Consider the following 19,507-nt stretch of genomic DNA (forward strand, 5'->3'; position numbering starts at 1 on the left):
GGAACGAGACAGACTTCACGACGGAGTGGTCAATGAGCGAGCAGGCTTACGATTCATCAAGCATCAAGGTGCTCAAAGGGCTGGATGCGGTACGTAAACGTCCCGGTATGTATATCGGTGATACGGATGACGGCACCGGGTTGCACCATATGGTTTTCGAGCTGGTGGATAATTCCATCGATGAGGCTCTGGCCGGCCATTGTAGTGAGATTCGGGTTGTCATCCATGCCGATGAGTCGGTCACCGTCAGCGATAACGGCCGCGGCATTCCTACTGAACTTCACGAAGGTGAAGGTGTTTCCGCTGCTGAAGTCATCATGACCGTGCTGCACGCGGGCGGTAAGTTCGATGACAACTCTTATAAAGTTTCCGGCGGCCTTCACGGCGTGGGTGTTTCTGTGGTTAACGCGTTGTCTGAAGAGCTGCGTTTAACCATCTGGCGCCAGGGTGAAGTGTTCGAACAGATTTACAAGCACGGGGTTCCCCAGGCACCGCTGGGTGTTGTGGGTAAAACGGAAAAGCATGGCACGCGTGTGCATTTCCGTCCTTCGCCAAACACGTTTGCCAATATTGAATTCCATTACGATATTCTGGCTAAACGTCTGCGCGAACTGTCGTTTCTGAACTCCGGCGTTGCCATTCGCCTGATCGACGAGCGCAGTGGCAAAGAAGAGCTGTTTCACTATGAAGGCGGCCTCAAAGCCTTCGTAGATCACCTGAACTCCAACAAGGCCGTGCTCAACCCGGTTTTCCACTTCAATGCCGTACGCGATGACGGGGTAGAAGTGGAAGTGGCTATGCAGTGGAGCGATGTCTTCACCGAAAGCATTTTCTGCTATACCAACAATATTCCCCAGCGGGATGGCGGTACGCACTTGGCAGGCTTCCGGGCAGCGCTGACGCGAACGATGAATAACTACATCGAAGCCGAAGGCCTGCTAAAGAAAACCAAGGTAAATACGGCGGGCGATGATGCCCGTGAAGGCCTGACAGCGATTATTTCCGTCAAGGTGCCGGATCCGAAGTTCTCATCGCAGACTAAGGACAAGCTGGTCTCGAGCGAAGTGAAGACCGCCGTTGAACAGGAAATGGGCCGCCTGTTTGCCGAATACCTGATCGAAAAACCCAACGAAGCGAAAGCCATCGTCAACAAGATGCTGGACGCCGCACGTGCCCGTGAAGCGGCGCGTAAAGCCCGCGACATGACACGGCGCAAAGGCGCTCTGGATATTGCAGGACTGCCGGGTAAGCTGGCCGACTGCCAGGAAAAGGATCCGAGCCAGTCTGAGCTCTACCTGGTGGAGGGTGACTCGGCAGGCGGTAGTGCCAAGCAGGGCCGCGACCGTCGTACCCAGGCTATTTTACCGCTTAAAGGCAAGATCCTGAACGTCGAAAAAGCGCGCTTTGACAAGATGCTGTCATCCGCCGAGGTGGGCACGCTGATTACTGCACTGGGCTGCGGTATCGGCCGGGAAGAGTTTAACCCGGACAAACTGCGCTATCACTCGATCATCATCATGACCGATGCCGACGTGGACGGTTCGCATATCCGTACGCTGCTGCTGACTTTCTTCTTCCGCCAGATGCCGGAGCTGATCGAACGCGGGCATATCTTTATTGCCCAGCCGCCGCTTTACAAGATTAAGCGCGGCAAGCAGGAGCTCTATCTGAAAGACGAGCAGGCCATGATCGACTACCTGACCACCACAGCACTCGATGGTGCCGGTCTCTACGTCAATCCGGATGCACCGGGCATTGCCGGCTCGCAGCTGGAGGCTCTGGTCAATCAATACCGCAACGTAATGAAGCGTATTGATCGCCTGGCGCGCGTGTATCCGATTGAGGTGCTCAAACAGATCATTCACGCCTCTGGCCTGCACGGGGAAGCGAGCCTGAAAGATCGCATTACCATGGAGAACTGGATCGCCGAGCTGCAGAAAGCCATGGATGACATGGTGGCCTACGAAGGCGGCCCGCGCTATACCTTCTATCTCAAGGAAGATGAAGAGCGCGGCCTGCTGCTGCCCACCGTCTCACTGATTGCTCATGGTGTAACCACTGAATACGATTGGGGTCTGGATTTCTTTGAGAGCGCCGACTATCGTGCGGTGTCAGCTTTGGGCGATACGCTTAACGGGCTTTTGGAAGAGGGTGCGTTTATTTCTCGTGGCGAGCGTCAGAAGCCGGTATCGCACTTCTCCGAAGTGCTTGCCTGGCTGATGCAGGAGGGCCAGCGTGGTCTTTCCGTACAGCGCTACAAGGGGCTTGGCGAGATGAACCCGGATCAGTTGTGGGAAACCACCATGGATCCGGACAGCCGGCGTATGTTACGCGTGACCATTGAAGATGCGGTAGGCGCCGACAGAATGTTCAATACGCTGATGGGTGATGACGTTGAGCCGCGCCGTGACTTCATCGAGACCAACGCACTGGTTGCGAACCTTGATGTATAGCAACGCTTGACGTGTGTTTCACGTGAAACACTAATAACGAAAAAGCCGCAAACCTTGGTTTGCGGCTTTTTTATGCTCGTTGTTTAGGTGCTTCATGGAAATAAAGAAAGTTGTCAGTCGAAATCCCCCGCAAGCAAAGCATCGGCAAATTCGGCCAGATCAGCACAAATCAGTGCGTGTTCCAGGCCAACGCCCTTTGCAGCGGTTTTTTCTCCTTTACCGGTTTTGACCAGTACCGCCCGGCAGCCGCAGGCTTCACCTGCCTGCAAATCGCGTAGGCTGTCGCCCACTATCCAGCTGCCGGCCAGACTGTTCAGCTCCAATGCTTTCTGAATATCGTGGAGCAGCCCGGGTAACGGTTTTCGGCAGCTACACGCGTCGTCAGGTCCGTGAGGGCAGTAGGCAATATTGGCGATACGGCCGCCGGCATCTTCTACCAGTGAATTTAGCCGCGCATGCATGCGGGCAAGCACTGCTTCAGAGTAATAGCCGCGTGCAATGCCCGACTGGTTGGTCGCAACCGCCACCGTGAAGCCCGCCCGGGAAAGGCGAGCAATAGCTTCAATAGCAGAAGGGTAGGGAATCCATTCCTCAAGTGACTTGATGTAGGCGTCTGAATCCTGATTAATGACGCCATCACGATCAAGAATCACCAGCTGTTGAGGGGCTATCGGCATTGAAAATCTCGCTTAAAGTCGCTGATTGAGAACCGCGAGTGCTTGTAAGGTAACACTTATTTTACGCCCATCGCTGCCCAGATGCTTAAAGGGAAGGCGCTGCAAGCGAAGCAGTTTTGGAAGTATTACGCAAAAACGTTCGCGTACTTCTTGGTTAGCATTGCGCAAGCCTGCCAGTAGCGCTGGCGTCAAACGCTCGCATTGCATGGGCGACTTATATAGTTTGCCATACAGTGAAAAGATAAAGCAGTACCAATCACGCACCATACAATCCACAGGGGCATGAACCTGACCCGGGTCGGTTTCAAAATCAATAAAGACGGTCTTCTCTTCAGTGACCAGAATATTTCGGGCAAAGGCTTCACTTAGATAACAGTTGCGGCTATGAACGCTGTTGAGTGCTTCAATGCTGCGTGCCAGTGTTTGATCGATCTGTTCAGGGTTATCCGAGCTTTTAAGCTTGTCGAGTAGAGTCACGGCAGGCTCATCCGGGGTACCTGCATCGGCTAGAAGCAGTGCCTGCGGCGTCTTGGCCAAAATCGTTGGCACGGTAATACCAGCAAGACGCAGTGTTTCAATGCGCTTGGCTTCAGTGAGAATGCTTTGCTCACCACCCGTATTGGGAACGGGTTTAAGTGTGTCCAGCTTTAGCCAGGCCGCCAGGAGTTTCAAGGGCGCGTAGGCTAAACGGGAGTTGCGCTTAGCGGCGCGTTTCAACCATACCCTTTCTCCGTTAAGTGTATGCGGCTCCATGGTCGCCTGCTGCCGAGGAAGAGTATCGAGTAGGAATATATCGTACATGGCTGATGTCCTCGCGGCCTTGGCTGCTCAAGCGGCAATGCATGCTTGAGTGTTTAAAACGACTTATATATGAAAAGTATTTGATTCTATAAAATATCGATTATTTTACTCCTATGTTTCACGTGAAACAAAGAAAACTGAAGTGGTGGCGTGACTGGTGACTAAGAGAGATCGCGTTAAGATACTTTCATTGAGAGATGTAAAACGCTGCGGGATTAAACACAGGCAGGAGAGGGCGGGCGCGCTTTTACACAAGATTTGAATCGCTGAATGGGGTTATAGCGTGCGATGTTTCACGTGAAACAAAAAACCGATGGCGGCGACCGCCATCGGTTGAAAAGGGAAGAGTAGAGTTTATTGCGGAAGTAGAGAAATATCAGCAACCTTGAGGAAAAGCGCCTGAAGGCTTGCCAACAGAGCGAGACGGTTACGACGGGCCGCTTCATCATCGGCCATTACCATGACGTCATCAAAGAAGGCGTCAACTGGCTCACGCAACGTAGCCAGCGTATCCAGCGCCTGCTGATAGTCGCCTGCCTTAAATAGCGGGGTAACGCTCGCCTGACATTGGGTAACTGCCTCAAACAGCGTGCGTTCGGCATCTTCCTGAAGAAGCTGCTGATTCACCTGGGTGCTGCCGTCATGTGCCTGTTTACCAAGAATATTGGAGACCCGCTTGTTGGCCGCGGCCAACGCAGCAGCTTCTTCGCGCTGGGAAAACGCCTTGACGGCACGCAAACGGCGAGCGAAATCGAGCGGGTTGGTGACCGGCCGAGCGCGTACCGCCAGGTACATCTCGGTACTGATACCTTCCTCTTGGCCCCAGGCACGAAAGCGATCCAACATATAGGTCAATACATCGTCCACCAGACCATCCGTTTTGGGCAGGCCTTGGTGCTGCTCGGCAGCTATACTTAACAACTCGCGCAGATCAAGATCGAGTTCGCCTTTCACCAGAATGTTCAACACACCGATCGACGCGCGGCGCAGGGCGAAGGGGTCCTTGGCGCCGGTAGGGCGCTGGCCGATGCCGAAAATTCCCACTAGCGTGTCCAGGCGGTCCGCCAGGGCGAGCGCCTGACCGGTCAGGCTTTGGGGAATGGAGTCGCTGGCAAAGCGTGGTAGGTACTGCTCTCCAAGCGCCTGGGCAACTTCGGCAGGCTCACCATCCTGATCGGCGTAGTAGCGGCCCATGGTGCCCTGAAGTTCAGGGAATTCGAGCACCATTTCGGTGACCAGGTCACACTTGGCAAGCGCCACGGCGCGCTGGGCGTTGGCTACATCACCGTTGATTTTCTGGGCAATATAAGTGGCAATCACCGTGCTGCGGCGAGCCTTGTCCGCCAGCGTTCCCAGCTGCTGCTGGAATACGACGCTTTCCAGCTGCGGAATGCGCGAGGCGAGCGTGCGCTTGCGGTCGGTGTCGTAGAAGAAGGCCGCATCGGCCAGGCGTGGGCGAATGACCTTTTCGTTACCCGAAATCACTTGCTGCGGATCGGCGCTGTCGATGTTTGAGATAGTGATAAACAGCGGCTTGAGCTTGCCCTGGTCATCCAGCAAGTGGAAGTACTTCTGGTTGGCCTTCATGGAGGAAATCAGGCACTCCGCCGGCACTTCCAGAAAGCGTTCGTCGAAACTACCGGTCAGCGCCACAGGCCACTCGACCAGACCGCTGACTTCGACCAGCAGGTCTTCATCGATCACCGCATCGGCGTCCTGGACTTCGGCTTCGGCCAGTACTTGCTCGCGAATACGTTCGCGGCGCATTGTCCGGTCTGCCAGTACGTAGGCGTTTTCAAGCGCGGCCAAGTAGCTGTCGGCATGCTCAAGCTGAATGGCATTGGGTGCATGGAAACGATGACCATACGTTGTACGACTGGCCTGCAAACCCAGCGCTTCGGCGGCAATCACCTCAGAGCCGTAAAGCGCTACTAGCCAGTGCACCGGGCGGGAGAATTCTACCCGCGAGGCGCCCCAGCGCATATTTTTGGGTACCGGCAGGCCATTAATCGCCTTGCGTAGAATCTCGGGCAGCAGCGCTTGAACATTGTCTCCCTGCTGCTGTTCGCGAAAACCCAGCCAGGTGCCCTTATCGGTTTCCAGATGAATCAGCTCATCCACGCTGACCCCGCAGGAGCGAGCAAAGCCTTCGGCGGCTTTTGTCGGTGCGCCGTCCTTGAACGCGGCGGCCAGTGCCGGGCCCCGGCGCTCCACTTCGCGGTCGGGCTGTTTATCTGCAAGCTCACTGACCTGAACGGCGAGACGACGTGGTGTAGCGTAGGCAGTGATGCTCTGAAAGGGAATCTCGGCTTCTTGCAGGCCTTTTTCGATACCGGCTGCAAACGCATCAGACAACGCGTCCAGTGCCGTGGGTGGGAGCTCTTCCGCGCCCAGTTCTAGTAAAAGCGTATCAACAGCCATTATGCGTCTCCCTGGTCGGCTAACAATTCGCGGCGAAGGGCTTCGGGGGCCATGGGGAAACCTTCTGCTTTACGTGACTCAAAGTAGGCGTGGGCAACATTCCGTGCCATGGTGCGTACGCGCAGAATAAACCGCTGGCGTTCGGTCACAGAGATGGCGTGACGGGCATCCAGCAGGTTGAAGGTATGTGAGGCCTTGAGTACCTGCTCATAGGCGGGCAGAGGCAGATTGGCAGCCAGCAGCTTGGCGCACTCGCGCTCCTGATGGTCGAACGCTGAAAACAGCTGATCGACATCGGCATGCTCGAAGTTATAGGCCGACTGCTCGCGCTCGTTTTGCAGGTAAACATCGCCGTAGGTGACCTTGCTGCCGTCCGGAGCAATGGCCCACACCAGGTCATAGACGCTGTCGACGTTCTGCAGGTACATGGCGATACGCTCAAGACCATAGGTCAGCTCGCCAGTGACTGGATAGCACTCGATGCCGCCGGCCTGCTGGAAGTAGGTAAACTGGGTAACTTCCATGCCGTTGAGCCATACTTCCCAACCAAGGCCCCAGGCACCCAAGGTCGGCGATTCCCAGTTGTCCTCGACAAAACGGATATCGTGAACCAGAGGGTCCAGGCCCAGGCGCTTGAGCGAGCCCAAGTAGAGTTCCTGCAGGTTGATAGGCGAGGGTTTCATTACTGTCTGGAACTGGTAGTAGTGCTGCAGGCGGTTGGGGTTCTCACCGTAACGGCCGTCGGTCGGGCGGCGGGAGGGCTGAACGTAGGCGGCGTTCCAGCTTTCCGGGCCAATCGAGCGCAGAAAAGTGGCGGGGTGGAAGGTGCCCGCACCGACTTCCATATCGAGGGGCTGAAGGATCACGCAGCCCTGTTCTGCCCAGTACTGTTGCAGAGCAAGGATCAAGCCTTGAAAGGTCGACACATCAGGTGTCGATTGGTTTGTCGAGACACTCATCGCAGAAAGCACCGTTGGCCATGAATTCATAAGCCGTCAAGTATACAATCCCAGGCAGATGGGTTATAGGCACGTATGCGAATAGGCACGTAAGCCAACACAGCAGTTTTGGTAAGGAGAGCGAAATGATCGTTGTAACAGGCGGTGCCGGCTTCATTGGAGCCAATATTGTAAAAGCACTCAATGGCCGTGGTCGCCACGACGTCATGGTGGTCGACGACCTGCGTGATGGCACCAAGTTCATCAACCTGGCGGACTGCACCCTGGCCGACTATCTGGACAAGGACGACTTTCTTTTTCGAGTGAAAGCGGCGCTACGCGGCGAAACCGTAGACTTGCCCAGGATCGAGGCGATTTTCCATGAAGGCGCCTGCTCCGATACCACGGAGTGGGATGGCCACTACATGATGGAAAACAACTTCGAGTACTCGAAGGTGCTGCTTAACTACTGCGAGAAGTTCGGCATCCCGTTTCTGTACGCATCTTCGGCGGCGACCTATGGTGGCAGCGAAGTATTCAAGGAAGCCCCAGAACACGAGAAGCCGCTTAACGTCTACGGCTACTCGAAGCTTTTGTTTGATCAGCACGTGCGCGCACGTTGGGACAAGCTGACCACGCAGGTCGTGGGGTTTCGCTATTTCAACGTGTACGGCCCCCGCGAGCAGCACAAGGGCAAGATGGCAAGCGTTGCCTACCATAACCATCTGCAGATCCGTAACGGCGAAACGCTGAAGCTGTTTGGCGCCTACGGTGGCTATGAGGCGGGTATGCAGAGCCGCGATTTCGTGTACGTGGGCGATGTGGTGGACGTCAACCTGTGGTTTCTGGACAACCCACAGGCGTCGGGTATCTTCAACCTGGGGACCGGCCGGGCAGAGCCCTTCAAAGCGATTGGTGAGGCAGTCATCGACTTTTACGGGAAGGGACAGATCAACTACATCGACTTTCCCGAGGAGCTGAAGGGCCGCTACCAGAGCTATACGCGCGCTGATATCAGCAACCTGCGTGATGCCGGGTGCGACGTCGAGTTCAAGACCGTGGCACAGGGCGTAACCGCCTATCTGGAGTGGCTGAATGGCTAGTTCAGCCAAGCGCTTGCTGGTGGTTGGCCCCTCCTGGGTGGGCGACATGGTCATGGCTCAGAGCCTGTTCATGACGCTTAAGGCCCGCGACCCCGAGGCAACCATCGGTGTGGTGGCGCCCGCCTGGTCTCAACCCATTTTGGAGCGTATGCCGGAGGTCGATGAAGTGCTGCCTTTGGCGGTAGGCCACGGCGAGTTTGGGCTGGTTAACCGCCGTGAGCTTGCGGGGCGCCTGAAGGGGCGCTTTGATCGCGCCATCGTACTGCCGCGCTCCTGGAAAGCGGCGCTGGTGCCGTTTATGGCGCGTATTCCTGAGCGGGTGGGGTTTCTGGGCGAACACCGCTACGGACTGCTCAAGGAGCGACGCAAGCTCGACAAGCAGGTGCTGGACCAGACCGTCAAACGCTTCGTGTCGCTGGGCCTGCCCTTGAGCGAGGCCGAACGGGGGGATTTCGCGATTCCCAAACCACGCTTGACCATTGACCGGGATAATCTGGTGAACTTACGTCTGGCCCACGCGCTGTCATCGCGCCCGGCCATCGGCATGATGCCGGGCGCTGAATATGGCCCGGCCAAGCAGTGGCCGTTGAACTATTTTCACGATTTGGCCAGACGATTGATTAACGATGGTTTTGAAGTGCGGGTGCTGGGCGGTCCCAAGGACCATGAGGCAGGGGAGGTCATTGTGAAGGGGTTGCCCCATGCACATAATCTGTGTGGCAAAACCCAATTAGCCGACGCGGTAGACCTGCTCGCCGACTGCCGACAGGTGGTGACCAACGATTCAGGGTTGATGCATGTGGCCGCAGCGGTCGGCGTGCGTATCCATGCGCTTTACGGTTCTTCATCACCGGCTTATACGCCGCCCTTGACCGATAACGCGGTGATTCATTACCTGGGGCTTTCCTGCTCGCCGTGCTTTGCCCGGACCTGTCCGCTTGGGCATACCAACTGCTTGAATCAGCTAGGCGTCGAGCAGGTCTATCAGGCCATGCGCGCCGACCGGCAGCGCGCAAGTGGCGTTATTATCAACGTATGATGTGAACCTCGTCGGCCTGATCGGCCGGCGTTTCGATAACCTGCGTGACCGGGCTCTCATCAAGTTCCCGGCGCTGGGGCGCAAGGCCTTCCCATAAACGGTGCTGCAAGGCGGTTTCCTCACGCAGGCGCTCGTTGAGTACCTCGATACCGTGGACTTCTACCAGCGTGGGTTTTTCACTAAGAAGCGAAGCACCTAGCCCTGCGCGATGCTCGTTAAGCGTAAAGCCCAGTGCCTCAAGAATGGTGGGGAAAACATCCAGCATGGTGGCATCCCGGCGGATACGCTGCGGGATAATATGATCGCCCAGCATGATCAGCGTATTGTCACGATCCAGCGCGGTTAGCTGGTCCCAGACCGAGACCCGCATGGTCAGATGATCGCTAAGGACGACAACCAGCGTATTGTCCAGAAGGCCTTCGCGCTGTAGCCGCTCAATAAGCATTCTGGCTTCATGAGCCGAGCACTCTACCGAGTAAAGAATGCTTTGTCCGTCAAACGGCCCTTGGCGGTTCTGACAGGTTTGAGAGGGAAAACCGCTAGGCGCATGCCCCGCCAGGTTAAGGTTAACCACGGCCCAGGGGCCATTATCTTCCTCGTCCAGACGGCGAATCTCATCAACGGTCAGGTCGTAAAGCGTATCATCAAAGAGCCCCCAACTATTCAGGTACTCGGGGTCCTCCATGTCGGGAACAAAGTCTTCCTTGCCCTTGACTGTGTTGAACTGATGGCCGCGGTAGAAAAGCCCCTTGCCGGCAAACTGCGTGCTGGCCCCGCCCAGGTAGCTGAGCCGATAGCCTTGGGCGGCGAGAATATCGCCCAGGCAGTCAACACCCGGTACCACCTGCTGGAGCGGTTCAAACTGAGTGTCATGCAAGAGTCCTGCAGGCATCAGTGGAACGCCGCACTGGCTGGCAATCATGCCGGCCATGGTCCAACCGGTATTGTCCATCTGCCGGATGCCTTCAAACACCAGACCCTGCTCGCCAAGTGCATTTAAATCGGCGTAGGCGTCGCCAAAGATTTCGTGTCCATAAGTTCGCTCCAGGCTTTCCAGGTACATGATCAGAAGGTTGGGCGTGCGCTGCGGCTCCTCGATGGGCGGCGGCATATAACGGCGGTTAAGCCATTCGCCGTCGTCAGCCACAATGGCTACGCTGCGCTGGCCCAGACCATAAAGCAACGGGTTGGTCGCCAGCAAGAGAATCGCAAAGAAGCGCTCGGCCAGACGCCAGCGCTGGTCGTGTCGTGAGAGCCAGGTCACCGACCATAAAATAGCGACCACGACCGCGATATACACCACGGCTGAAACCATCTTGCCAGCGCCGCCATGGTCCGTCATGCCTGCCTGCAGATGGAAAAATACCGCACCGAGATCAACGTGGCCAAAGCTGTCCGCTAAATAGACATACAAGCCCATCAGGCTTAGCGGCACCAGCGACCAGGGCCATATTCTGCGATAGCGGGCGTTCAGCGGACGGCCCCAGGCGAGTTTGACGCCCACGCCAATCCACAGCGCCGCGATAAACAGAAGCGTCCACCAGGGCAGGCGAGTCAGCACGGTAGTGGCATAGCCCAGGCTAAGGCCGAGAATCACCAAAGGCAGCCAAGGTGTAAGCTTGAAGGACGTAAATGCGGGCATGCCGTATCCCTATAGGTAGTGCGATAAAAGCTCGTAGCTTACCAAATGTTGCCAGCGCAAGGGGCGATTCATCGTCAGAGCGTGCTAGCATGAATCTTGATGCCAGGTGATAAAGTACGCTTTCATACCCACCTACCAATTTTTCTGGCGAAGGTGATCTGTGCCAATTTCTGCCGTTTTGATCGTGAAAAATGAAGCACATCACTTGCGTGAGTGCCTGGATACGCTTACCTGGGCCGATGAGATCGTGGTGCTGGATGCAGGGAGCCAGGATGACACCTGCGCTATCGCCCGTGAGTATACCGATAACGTAAGTACCGATACGGACTGGCAGGGTTTTGGCATTCAGCGCCAGCGGGCGCAAGCGCGGGCAAGCCACGAATGGATATTGATGGTGGATGCCGACGAGCGGGTAACCCTTGAGTTGCGCGACAGCATTCTGGAGGCCATTCAGCAAGCGCCGGCTATCTATAGCGCCAGCCGCCTTTCATGGTGTTTTGGGCGCTTTATCCGTCATTCCGGTTGGTATCCCGACCGAGTGCTGCGCCTCTATCCCACTGCCCAGGCCGCTTACAATGCCGCGCTGGTACATGAAAAGCTGGTCGTGCCTGAGGGAGTGAGCGTCAGGCGCCTCTCCGGCGATCTGCTTCACTATACCTACCGCGACCTGCGTCACTATCTGGAAAAGTCCGCGCATTATGCCCAGGCCTGGTCTGAACAGCGGGCCGCTCAGGGTAAAACTGCCACGTTGGGAAGTGGTGTCACCCATGGAATCGCCTGCTTTTTGAAAATGTACGTACTCAAGGCGGGCTTTAAAGATGGCAAGCAGGGCTTCTTACTGGCCCTGCTGTCCGCGCATTCAACCTTCAACAAGTATGCCGATCTCTGGATACGTACGCGCACATCAGCGGTTGAGAAGCGCTGAAATCTGCTGGGCCGCCGTCTCGATATCAATGGAAGACATATCCTGCTGATCCGCCGAGGCGGGCGGGCTGAACGCCAAACGCCTGTCAGCGCTGTTGCAGGTTTGCCAGCGCAGCGGCGTTGCCGAGCGTTTGGCGGGATAGAACCCGGCGGTGGCAATGTTCAAGCACCCGGCAATATGCAGCGGGCCGGTAGAGCCCGCGATTAGCATATCGGCTCCCGTCAGCTGGTAAGCAAAATCGGCCACGCTGGTGCTGGCCGGTACGTGCTTGGCCTTAATACTGGCATCAGCTAACTGATCGATCAGTGTCTGGGCGGCGGTTTCTTCGCCGGGGCCTGCACTAATCAGCCAGTTGGCAGAGCCCCCTTCCAACTGCCGGTCAATATTGCTTATGAGTGCTGCATACTGATCGATCGAAAGATTCACCGCCGACCCCCCACTGCCGGGGTGCACCACCACCAGTGGGGCGTCAGGGCGCGCTTCAATGCAGCTTGTCAGTCGCTTGCGCTGCGCGCTTCTTTGAACGTCATCCACGGGCCAAAAGGGCGGGGTGGGCAGCGCATTCAAGCTAAGTGAAAGGCGGGCAAGCAGCTCACAGGCGAGATCAACGTTATATTGGTACTCGGGCTTTTCCGAGCGCGAGCGCCGCTGACGTATCCTTACGTTGTAAAACACCTGCGCCCATTTGGTGGCCGGTGCGACGCGTAGGGGAATGCCCGCCCGCCAGCCCAGCCAGCCAATGCGTGGCGTTGAAAAAAGTGTCAGCAAGGCATCAAACTGGGCAGATTTGACGCTTTCCAGCAGGGCCTTCTGGGCCGGTTGTTCCGCCTGACTTCCGGGGTCGATCATGACCTCGTCGACCCAGGGGCAGGCGCTTGCCAATGGCGCGGTATAAGCGGGAACCAATACCGTAATATGGGGTGCAGGCGATGCGCTCTTCAAGCATGCCAATGCTGGCCAGGCCAGCATAAAGTCGCCGATTTTGTCGTTACGAACAACGAGCAATTTCTTCGCCATGGTTAAAGCCCTGTTAATTGCAGCCTGTATACTACAAGAGATTGTATTCATTGTTTAACGGTGCGTATGGGTGGTGACGGGATGGCGGATAAAGTGCTGCAGCTGTGTATGTCGGACGGCAAAGGAGGCATGGAGCTCTATGTCGACCGAGTCATCGAGGATTTAAAGGAAGAGGGCTGGGAGGTTATCGGCATCTGCCTTGAAAATACCAAGGTAGAAGCGTACATGCAGCGCAACGATGTGACGTACAAAGCCTTCAAGAGCAACCCGGCAGCACTGGCTAACGTATTGGGCATTCGCCGCTGGCTGGTCGAACAGGGCGTAACGATCATTCACTGCCATAAATCGAGCGACTTAAGGCTTAGCGCATTGCTGAAGTGCCTGATGCCGGAACTCAACGTACTGTATACCGACCATGTCGGGGGGCGCCGACCCAAGAAGAACCTCTACCACCGATTTGCCTATGGAAAGGTGGATCGCGTTCTATCGATCAGCCAGGCCACCCACCAGCGCAACGTCAGTAACCTGCCCGTGCCGCGTGAACACGTTATTTTTTTGCCCCATGGGGTGAATATCAATACCTACCAACCGTGCCATGATGCCGATGCGATCCGGGCCAAGCGCAAAGCGCTGGGCGTTCCCGAGGGGGCAGTCGTCATTGGGCTGCCTGGGCGCGTCACGCCGGGCAAGGGACAGGATGTATGGGTCAAGGCGCTGCTGGAGCTAGATCCCGCGCTTGATTTCTATGCACTCTCTATCGGCGGCACCGACTACGCCTCCGGCGGTACAGAAAGTTTTTATACCGAGCTACAGACGCTGATTGCCGGCACGCCGCTTGCCGAGAAAATTACCTTTCTAGGCCACCGCAACGACCTGACCGAGATTCTGCCCGTGCTGGACATGGTGTGCATTCCCTCGGAAAACGAAGCCTTTGGCCTGACAATTATCGAGTCCATGGCCTGCGGCATGCCGATTATCGGCTCCAATACCGGCTCGTTGCCTGAGTTGGTCGACAGCCCCTCCGGCGTATTGGTAGGGCCGCATGACGTCAGCGCCTGGGCCGCGGCAATAGACGCCATGGTACGCGATGATGCCGGACGTCAGGCAATGGGTCGGGCCGCCCGGGCGCGCGTTGAGCAGCACTTCAGCAACAAGCAGCATGTAAAGCGGCTGATCGAGCTTTACCGTGGGGCAGCGTAGCCCGCGTGAATACAGGCCATAACCGCGGGTACCTGCTCCGAGGCGCTGAATTTGGCTACGGAGCGGGCAAGGCGCTCAAGGTTATTGGACTGCCACTTACCCGGTTTGCGCAGCCGGCAGCGGTCAAGGTCAATCAGCCAGGACGCGGCACTGGGGTCGATTAAAATATTGCGGGCATTGAGATCGACATGATCAAGACCGGCCTCATGAAAGCGTTTGATCATGGTGCCTACGCGTCGCAGCAGCGCATCGTCCGCCTTACCCGCCGCAAGCAGGTTTGCCAGCGCTTGGGCGCCGGGGATGCGCACGGTGATAAGCGCCGCCTCATAGGTCATACCATGGCGCGTCACACAGCAGGCAACCGGCGAAGGCACCGGCAGGCCCTGCTCAAAAAGCGCGGCGGTTAAACGTAGTTCCTGAAAAGCGCGGGTACGCTCGGCGCCCGCCCACCAGTAGCGCTTTTCGCTAAGCTTCGCCACCAGACCGCCACGCCGATAGGGGCGTAGCACCCACTGCTGGGTAGGTGTGGCCTGCAGAAACAGGCTACTGCCCCGACCTGGCGCTTCACCGACTACTAGGTCCTTGCAACGCCAGTAATCCGCACTGAACAGCTCAGGCCCAACCGGGTGCGATAGTTGGTGTGAACCCGGCGCGTCACTTAAACTGTCTGCATCATGTAAAATCAGACTATTTTTCTGTCGGAGTGCCGTTAAGCGCATGAAGCCCTCGTTGCCTGCTGAACCCAAACACATTGCCATTTTGCGCCTCTCCGCCCTGGGAGATGTGTGCAATCTCGTGCCGACGGTACGCGCACTTCAGCGCAAGTGGCCACAAGCGCGCATTACCTGGATTATCGGTAAGGGGGAGCACAGTCTACTGGCGGGGCTTTCCGGGGTCGAGTTTGTTGTGTATGACAAATCGACCGGCTTTGCAGGCATGCGCGCCCTGTGGCGTGAACTTTCCGACACGCGTTTTGACGTGCTCTTGCATATGCAGCAGGCGATTCGCGCCAGCGTGCTCTCCCTAGGGCTCAAGGCCGATGTACGTGTGGGCTATGACAAAGCCCGTGCCAAGGATGCCCAGCACTGGTTTACCCAGCACCAGCTGGCGCCCCACGCCCAGGCCCACGTGCTGGAATCCTTCATGGATTTTGCCCGCCTGTTGGGGGTTGGCGATACCCGCTTGGAGTGGGATATGCCGGTGCCGCAAACTGCCCTTGATGAGGCGCGAGCCATCAGCGGCGAGGCGCCTTATCTGGTGATCAATCCATGCAGCAATGCGCGCCTGCGCAACTTTCGCAACTGGTCGGTCGAGGGCTATGCCAGCGTCATTGAACACGCCTGGATACACCACGGCCTGAAAAGCGTGCTCACCGGCGGCGGCAGCTCCCTTGAGCGCGAGATCGGCGAGCAGATTGAGGCCCTGTGCCAGCCGGACAGCGTGATCAATGCAATCGGCGGTACCTCGCTCAAGGGGGTGCTGGCGCTGATTGGTCAGGCCCGTGCAGTAATTGCCCCAGATACTGGACCGGCACATATGGCCAACGCTATGGGCACGCCGACGCTTGGGCTATACGCCACGACCAACCCTCAGCGTGCTGCCCCCTATTGCTGGCGTGATTTTGCGGTAAATGCCTACCCCGAAGCGGTACGCGCCTATTTGCATAAATCGGTGGAAGACGTGCCGTGGGGGCAGCGGGTGCGCCATCAGGACGCCATGGCGCTGATTAAAACCGATACCGTTATCGCCCAGCTCGACACGCTACTTGCGCATACCGCACCCGACACTGTCCCAGGATCTCGTCATGAAAGTTGATTTAACCGCTCTTGAACATGCCCACGTACTGGTCGTGGGCGACGTCATGCTGGACCGTTACTGGCACGGCGGTACGTCGCGTATTTCACCGGAAGCGCCGGTACCGGTAGTGCGGGTAGAAGAGGCGGACGACCGCCCAGGTGGCGCGGCCAACGTGGCACTTAATGTCGCTTCACTAGGTGGGCATGCGGCCCTGGCCGGCGTGGTAGGTGACGACGACAACGCCAACCTGCTGGAAAACTGCCTACATACCGCCAATGTAAGCACTTACTTTCAACGCAGCGCCGATATTCCCACGATTACCAAGCTGCGTGTGATGAGCCGTAACCAGCAGTTGCTGCGTCTGGATTTCGAACAGCGCCTGGATAAAGTGGACACCTCGGGCTTGGTGGATCAGGTAGAAAAGGCCCTGGCCGACTGCGATATCATGATTCTCTCCGACTACGGTAAAGGCACACTCAACCAGGTCGAGCGCCTGATCGCCCAGGCGCGTGCCCATGGCAAACGCGTGCTGATCGATCCCAAGGGGCAGGATTTCAGCAAGTACCGGGGGGCGAGCCTGATTACCCCCAATCTTACCGAGTTCGAAGCCGTGGTGGGCCACTGCGCAAACGACGCCGAGCTTGCCAAGCGTGGTGAAGTGCTGCGCGCTGAGCTTGAGCTTGAAGCGCTTTTAATCACGCGTAGTGAAAAAGGCATGACCTTGATTTGTGCAGGCCAGCCGCCCATTCATCTGCCCACGCGCGCCCAGGAAGTCTTCGATGTCACCGGGGCTGGTGATACGGTCATCGGTTTGATGGGTCTGGCGCTGGCTGCAGGCCATGCGCTGCCGGAAGCCATGATGCTGGCTAACTTGGGGGCCGGCTTGGTGGTCGCCAAGCCCGGTACCGCCACGCTGTCAGTAGCTGAGCTGTATACAGCGCTGCATGGCGACAAACTTGCCGAGTTCGGCGTGATTGAGCAGATGCCGTTGGTGGAAGCAGTGCGCGCCGCCCAGCTGCGTGGCGAACGGGTCGTCATGACCAATGGCTGCTTCGATATCCTGCATGCCGGGCACGTGGCGTACCTCGAACAGGCCAAGCGCCTGGGCGATCGGCTGATCGTGGCGGTCAATGACGATGCGTCCATTGGCCGCCTGAAAGGGCCCAAGCGGCCCATCAATCCGCTTAACCGGCGTATGCAGGTGCTGGCAGGTCTTGGCGCGGTAGATTGGGTCGTGCCGTTTAGCGATGACACGCCGCAAGCGCTGATTGAGGCCGTTCTGCCGGATATTCTGGTCAAGGGAGGGGATTACCATCCTGATGATATCGCAGGGGGAGAAGCCGTTCGAGCCAACGGAGGAGAGGTTAAGGTCCTCGGGTTTGAAGATGGCGTATCGACTACCGCGATGATCAGCTCCATTCTGGACCGCGAAGGCTAATGGGGCGAATTAACTGGCCACGGCTTGGCTATTCGGCGGCGCTCTATGCACTTGCTCCGCTGATTGGCTGGCGTATCTGGCGTGAGCAAGTGCCCACTTACTCGCGCTGGCAACGGCTGGGAAAACGCCTTGGCGCGCTACCTGCGCCGCCGCGCATCTGGCTACACTGTGCGTCAGTAGGCGAGGTACGAGCTGCCCTCCCGCTGATAGATGGCCTGCTCGAGCGCTATCCGCGCCATAGCCTGCTGTTGACCACCATGACCGCGACGGGCGCCCAGCAGGCGCAGGCATTAATAAATGAGCAGCAGGCTGAACGTACCCGGCTCACACATTGCTTTTTACCCCTGGATTTCCCCGGCGCGGCCAAACGCTTTGTACGTCAGGTAAAGCCTCAACTTGCCATCATGTTTGAAACTGAACTGTGGCCCAATCTGCTTTCTACCTGCCAGCAACGCGGAGTGCCGGTCGCTGTGGTCAACGGCAGGCTCTCACCGCGGGCGTTCAAGCGCTATCAGAAAATCACTTCGTTAATGGCCCGCACGCTGGCTGATGTCGATTGGCTGGCGGCAAAGTCCGAAGCCGATGCCGAGCGGTTTAAAACCCTAGGCGCGACGCTTTCAAAAACGGCAGTGGTAGGGTCGTTAAAATTTGAGATGGGTTTGCAGGAAAACGCTTTAGGAGAAAGTGAGCGTTTACTTACCCAATGGGGCAAGCGACCTGTTTGGGTCGCCGGTTCTACCCGCGATGGCGAAGAAGCGCTGCTGCTTGAGGCGCACCGGCAGTTGCTACGCCAGTATCCTGATGCGCTGCTGGTTCTCGCCCCGCGCCATCCGCAGCGCTTTGATGAAGTAGCGGCATTGTGTAAGGCGGAGGGTTGGGAGACGAGTCGGCGCAGCCTGGACGAGCCCGTTACCCAGGAGACGCAAGTTTATATTGGCGATACGCTGGGTGAGCTTGTAATACTCTACGGCGCTGGCCAAGTGGCGTTTGTGGGTGGCAGTTTAGTGCCGCTTGGCGGGCATAACGTGCTTGAGCCGGCAGCGTTGGGCAAGCCCGTTCTCAGTGGCCCCTTTGTGGAAAACTTTGCTGATGTGGTCGAGCCTCTGCAAACCGCGGGTGCACTCACGCTGGTGGAAGATATGGACGCTTTAGTAAAGGCGTTACACAGCCGCTTCGCCGATCCAGAGCGTTGCCTGAAAGAAGGCCAGGCCGCTCAATCCGCTATCAATGCGCAGCAGGGTGCGCTTGCACGCACCCTGGATGGTCTGGAGGCGTTGCTTAGCCCCTAGCGTGTGGTGCGCTCGACGCCGCCTTCTTTACCCAGCAGCAGTACATCAGCCCCACGAGCGGCAAACAGGCCGTTGGTAACCACGCCCACGATGGCGTTGATCTTGGCTTCCATGGCGACCGGGTCTTCAATCATAAAATCGTAGCAGTCGATAATTTGGTTGCCGTTATCCGTGACTACCCCCTGGCGGTAAACCGGGTCGGCACCCAGCTTAACCAGCTCACGCGCAACGTAGGAGCGCGCCATAGGGATTACCTCGACGGGCAGAGGGAAGTCACCCAGGGTATTTACAAGCTTTGAACCATCGGCAATGCAGATAAAGCGTTCGGCGCACGCCGCGACGATTTTTTCACGGGTAAGTGCGGCGCCGCCGCCTTTGATCATATGTAAGTGAGCATTCACTTCGTCAGCGCCATCGATATAGAAGGGCACCGTGCCTACATTGTTCAGTTCGAATACCTCGATACCCAGCACTTCCAGGCGCTTGGCACTGGCTTCAGAACTTGCCACCGCACCCTTGAAGCGGTCGCGCAGCGGGCCCAATCGGTCAATAAACAAGTTGGCCGTTGATCCGGTGCCGATACCCAGTACAGTGTCTTTCTCAAGTTTGGATTCAATCTCTTTGATAGCCGCATCGGCTACGGCAGCCTTGAGTTCATCTTGCGTCATGGAAAACCTTTATAGGTAAGCGTGGGGGTTATAGCGTTAGTATACCGGGCAAAGCGGCGCCTGCCGATGGAAACGCGGTAGACGCCGGTAGGCGTAATC

At 57.3% G+C, this 19,507-nt stretch carries 16 protein-coding genes; 8 read left to right on the plus strand and 8 right to left on the minus strand.

Annotated elements, in window-relative coordinates; genetic code table 11:
- The first annotated feature begins 32 nt into the window (after positions 1-32).
- The gene (gene gyrB, locus ELY25_RS17550) at positions 33-2,453 is read left to right on the plus strand and encodes a DNA topoisomerase (ATP-hydrolyzing) subunit B (protein WP_126952545.1); all 2,421 of its coding nucleotides are present in this window, start codon (positions 33-35) and stop codon (positions 2,451-2,453) included.
- A gap of 113 nt (positions 2,454-2,566) precedes the next feature.
- On the opposite strand, the gene gmhB is transcribed toward gyrB, so the two are convergent.
- The 4 genes from gmhB to glyQ form a co-directional block, all read right to left on the minus strand.
- Positions 2,567-3,130: a D-glycero-beta-D-manno-heptose 1,7-bisphosphate 7-phosphatase gene (gmhB, locus tag ELY25_RS17555; RefSeq protein ID WP_126952546.1), complete on the minus strand. Its 564-nt coding sequence runs from the start codon at positions 3,128-3,130 to the stop codon at positions 2,567-2,569.
- A 12-nt stretch (positions 3,131-3,142) separates the two neighbouring features.
- Positions 3,143-3,931, minus strand: a complete 789-nt coding sequence (locus tag ELY25_RS17560) for a BUD32 family EKC/KEOPS complex subunit (protein ID WP_126952547.1) — start codon at positions 3,929-3,931, stop codon at positions 3,143-3,145.
- 354 nt (positions 3,932-4,285) lie between these two features.
- Entirely contained in the window at positions 4,286-6,352 is a 2,067-nt protein-coding gene (glyS, locus tag ELY25_RS17565; protein ID WP_126952548.1) for a glycine--tRNA ligase subunit beta, read from the minus strand.
- A complete protein-coding gene (gene glyQ / locus ELY25_RS17570; protein WP_126952549.1) occupies positions 6,352-7,311 on the minus strand; it encodes a glycine--tRNA ligase subunit alpha in 960 nt (319 codons plus the stop codon). Before glyQ ends, glyS begins: the two co-directional genes overlap by 1 nt.
- Positions 7,312-7,436: 125 nt before the next feature.
- Here glyQ and rfaD point away from each other — a divergent pair, with 125 nt between their 5' ends.
- Complete coding sequence (rfaD, locus tag ELY25_RS17575) at positions 7,437-8,393, plus strand: ADP-glyceromanno-heptose 6-epimerase (protein WP_126952550.1); 957 nt, start codon at positions 7,437-7,439, stop codon at positions 8,391-8,393.
- Positions 8,386-9,432 carry a lipopolysaccharide heptosyltransferase II gene (gene waaF, locus ELY25_RS17580; protein WP_126952551.1) on the plus strand — a complete coding sequence of 349 codons (1,047 nt, stop codon included), beginning with the start codon at positions 8,386-8,388 and terminating at the stop codon, positions 9,430-9,432. Before rfaD ends, waaF begins: the two co-directional genes overlap by 8 nt.
- Here waaF and ELY25_RS17585 read toward each other — a convergent pair.
- On the minus strand, positions 9,422-11,074 hold the full coding sequence (locus ELY25_RS17585; protein WP_126952552.1) for a sulfatase-like hydrolase/transferase: 1,653 nt from the start codon (positions 11,072-11,074) through the stop codon (positions 9,422-9,424). The genes waaF and ELY25_RS17585 overlap by 11 nt on opposite strands.
- A 160-nt stretch (positions 11,075-11,234) precedes the next feature.
- Here ELY25_RS17585 and ELY25_RS17590 point away from each other — a divergent pair, with 160 nt between their 5' ends.
- Positions 11,235-11,999: a glycosyltransferase family 2 protein gene (locus ELY25_RS17590; RefSeq protein WP_126952553.1), complete on the plus strand. Its 765-nt coding sequence runs from the start codon at positions 11,235-11,237 to the stop codon at positions 11,997-11,999.
- Here ELY25_RS17590 and ELY25_RS17595 read toward each other — a convergent pair.
- The gene (locus ELY25_RS17595) at positions 11,979-13,016 is read right to left on the minus strand and encodes a glycosyltransferase family 9 protein (protein WP_126952554.1); all 1,038 of its coding nucleotides are present in this window, start codon (positions 13,014-13,016) and stop codon (positions 11,979-11,981) included. The genes ELY25_RS17590 and ELY25_RS17595 overlap by 21 nt on opposite strands.
- Before the next feature lie 81 nt (positions 13,017-13,097).
- On the opposite strand from ELY25_RS17595, the gene ELY25_RS17600 reads away from it, so the two are divergent.
- The gene (locus tag ELY25_RS17600) at positions 13,098-14,216 is read left to right on the plus strand and encodes a glycosyltransferase family 4 protein (RefSeq protein WP_126952555.1); all 1,119 of its coding nucleotides are present in this window, start codon (positions 13,098-13,100) and stop codon (positions 14,214-14,216) included.
- Here ELY25_RS17600 and ELY25_RS17605 read toward each other — a convergent pair.
- Entirely contained in the window at positions 14,198-14,935 is a 738-nt protein-coding gene (locus ELY25_RS17605) for a 3-deoxy-D-manno-octulosonic acid kinase (protein WP_126952556.1), read from the minus strand. The two genes, ELY25_RS17600 and ELY25_RS17605, sit on opposite strands and share 19 nt — an antisense overlap.
- On the opposite strand from ELY25_RS17605, the gene ELY25_RS17610 reads away from it, so the two are divergent.
- The 3 genes from ELY25_RS17610 to waaA are packed head-to-tail and all read left to right on the plus strand — an operon-like array spanning position 14,934 to position 18,740.
- Entirely contained in the window at positions 14,934-16,031 is a 1,098-nt protein-coding gene (locus ELY25_RS17610) for a glycosyltransferase family 9 protein (protein ID WP_126952557.1), read from the plus strand. The genes ELY25_RS17605 and ELY25_RS17610 overlap by 2 nt on opposite strands.
- Positions 16,021-17,451, plus strand: coding sequence for a bifunctional D-glycero-beta-D-manno-heptose-7-phosphate kinase/D-glycero-beta-D-manno-heptose 1-phosphate adenylyltransferase HldE (hldE, locus tag ELY25_RS17615; RefSeq protein ID WP_126952558.1), 1,431 nt, complete (start codon positions 16,021-16,023; stop codon positions 17,449-17,451). Before ELY25_RS17610 ends, hldE begins: the two co-directional genes overlap by 11 nt.
- Complete coding sequence (gene waaA, locus ELY25_RS17620) at positions 17,451-18,740, plus strand: lipid IV(A) 3-deoxy-D-manno-octulosonic acid transferase (protein WP_126952559.1); 1,290 nt, start codon at positions 17,451-17,453, stop codon at positions 18,738-18,740. The genes hldE and waaA overlap by 1 nt, the downstream gene beginning before the upstream one ends.
- Here the strand turns inward: waaA and rpiA are convergent.
- Positions 18,737-19,408 carry a ribose-5-phosphate isomerase RpiA gene (gene rpiA, locus ELY25_RS17625; protein ID WP_126952560.1) on the minus strand — a complete coding sequence of 224 codons (672 nt, stop codon included), beginning with the start codon at positions 19,406-19,408 and terminating at the stop codon, positions 18,737-18,739. The two genes, waaA and rpiA, sit on opposite strands and share 4 nt — an antisense overlap.
- Between the last annotated feature and the right edge of the window lie 99 nt (positions 19,409-19,507).

Source organism: Vreelandella populi, assembly GCF_003989825.1.
Classification (GTDB): Bacteria; Pseudomonadota; Gammaproteobacteria; order Pseudomonadales; family Halomonadaceae; genus Vreelandella; species Vreelandella populi.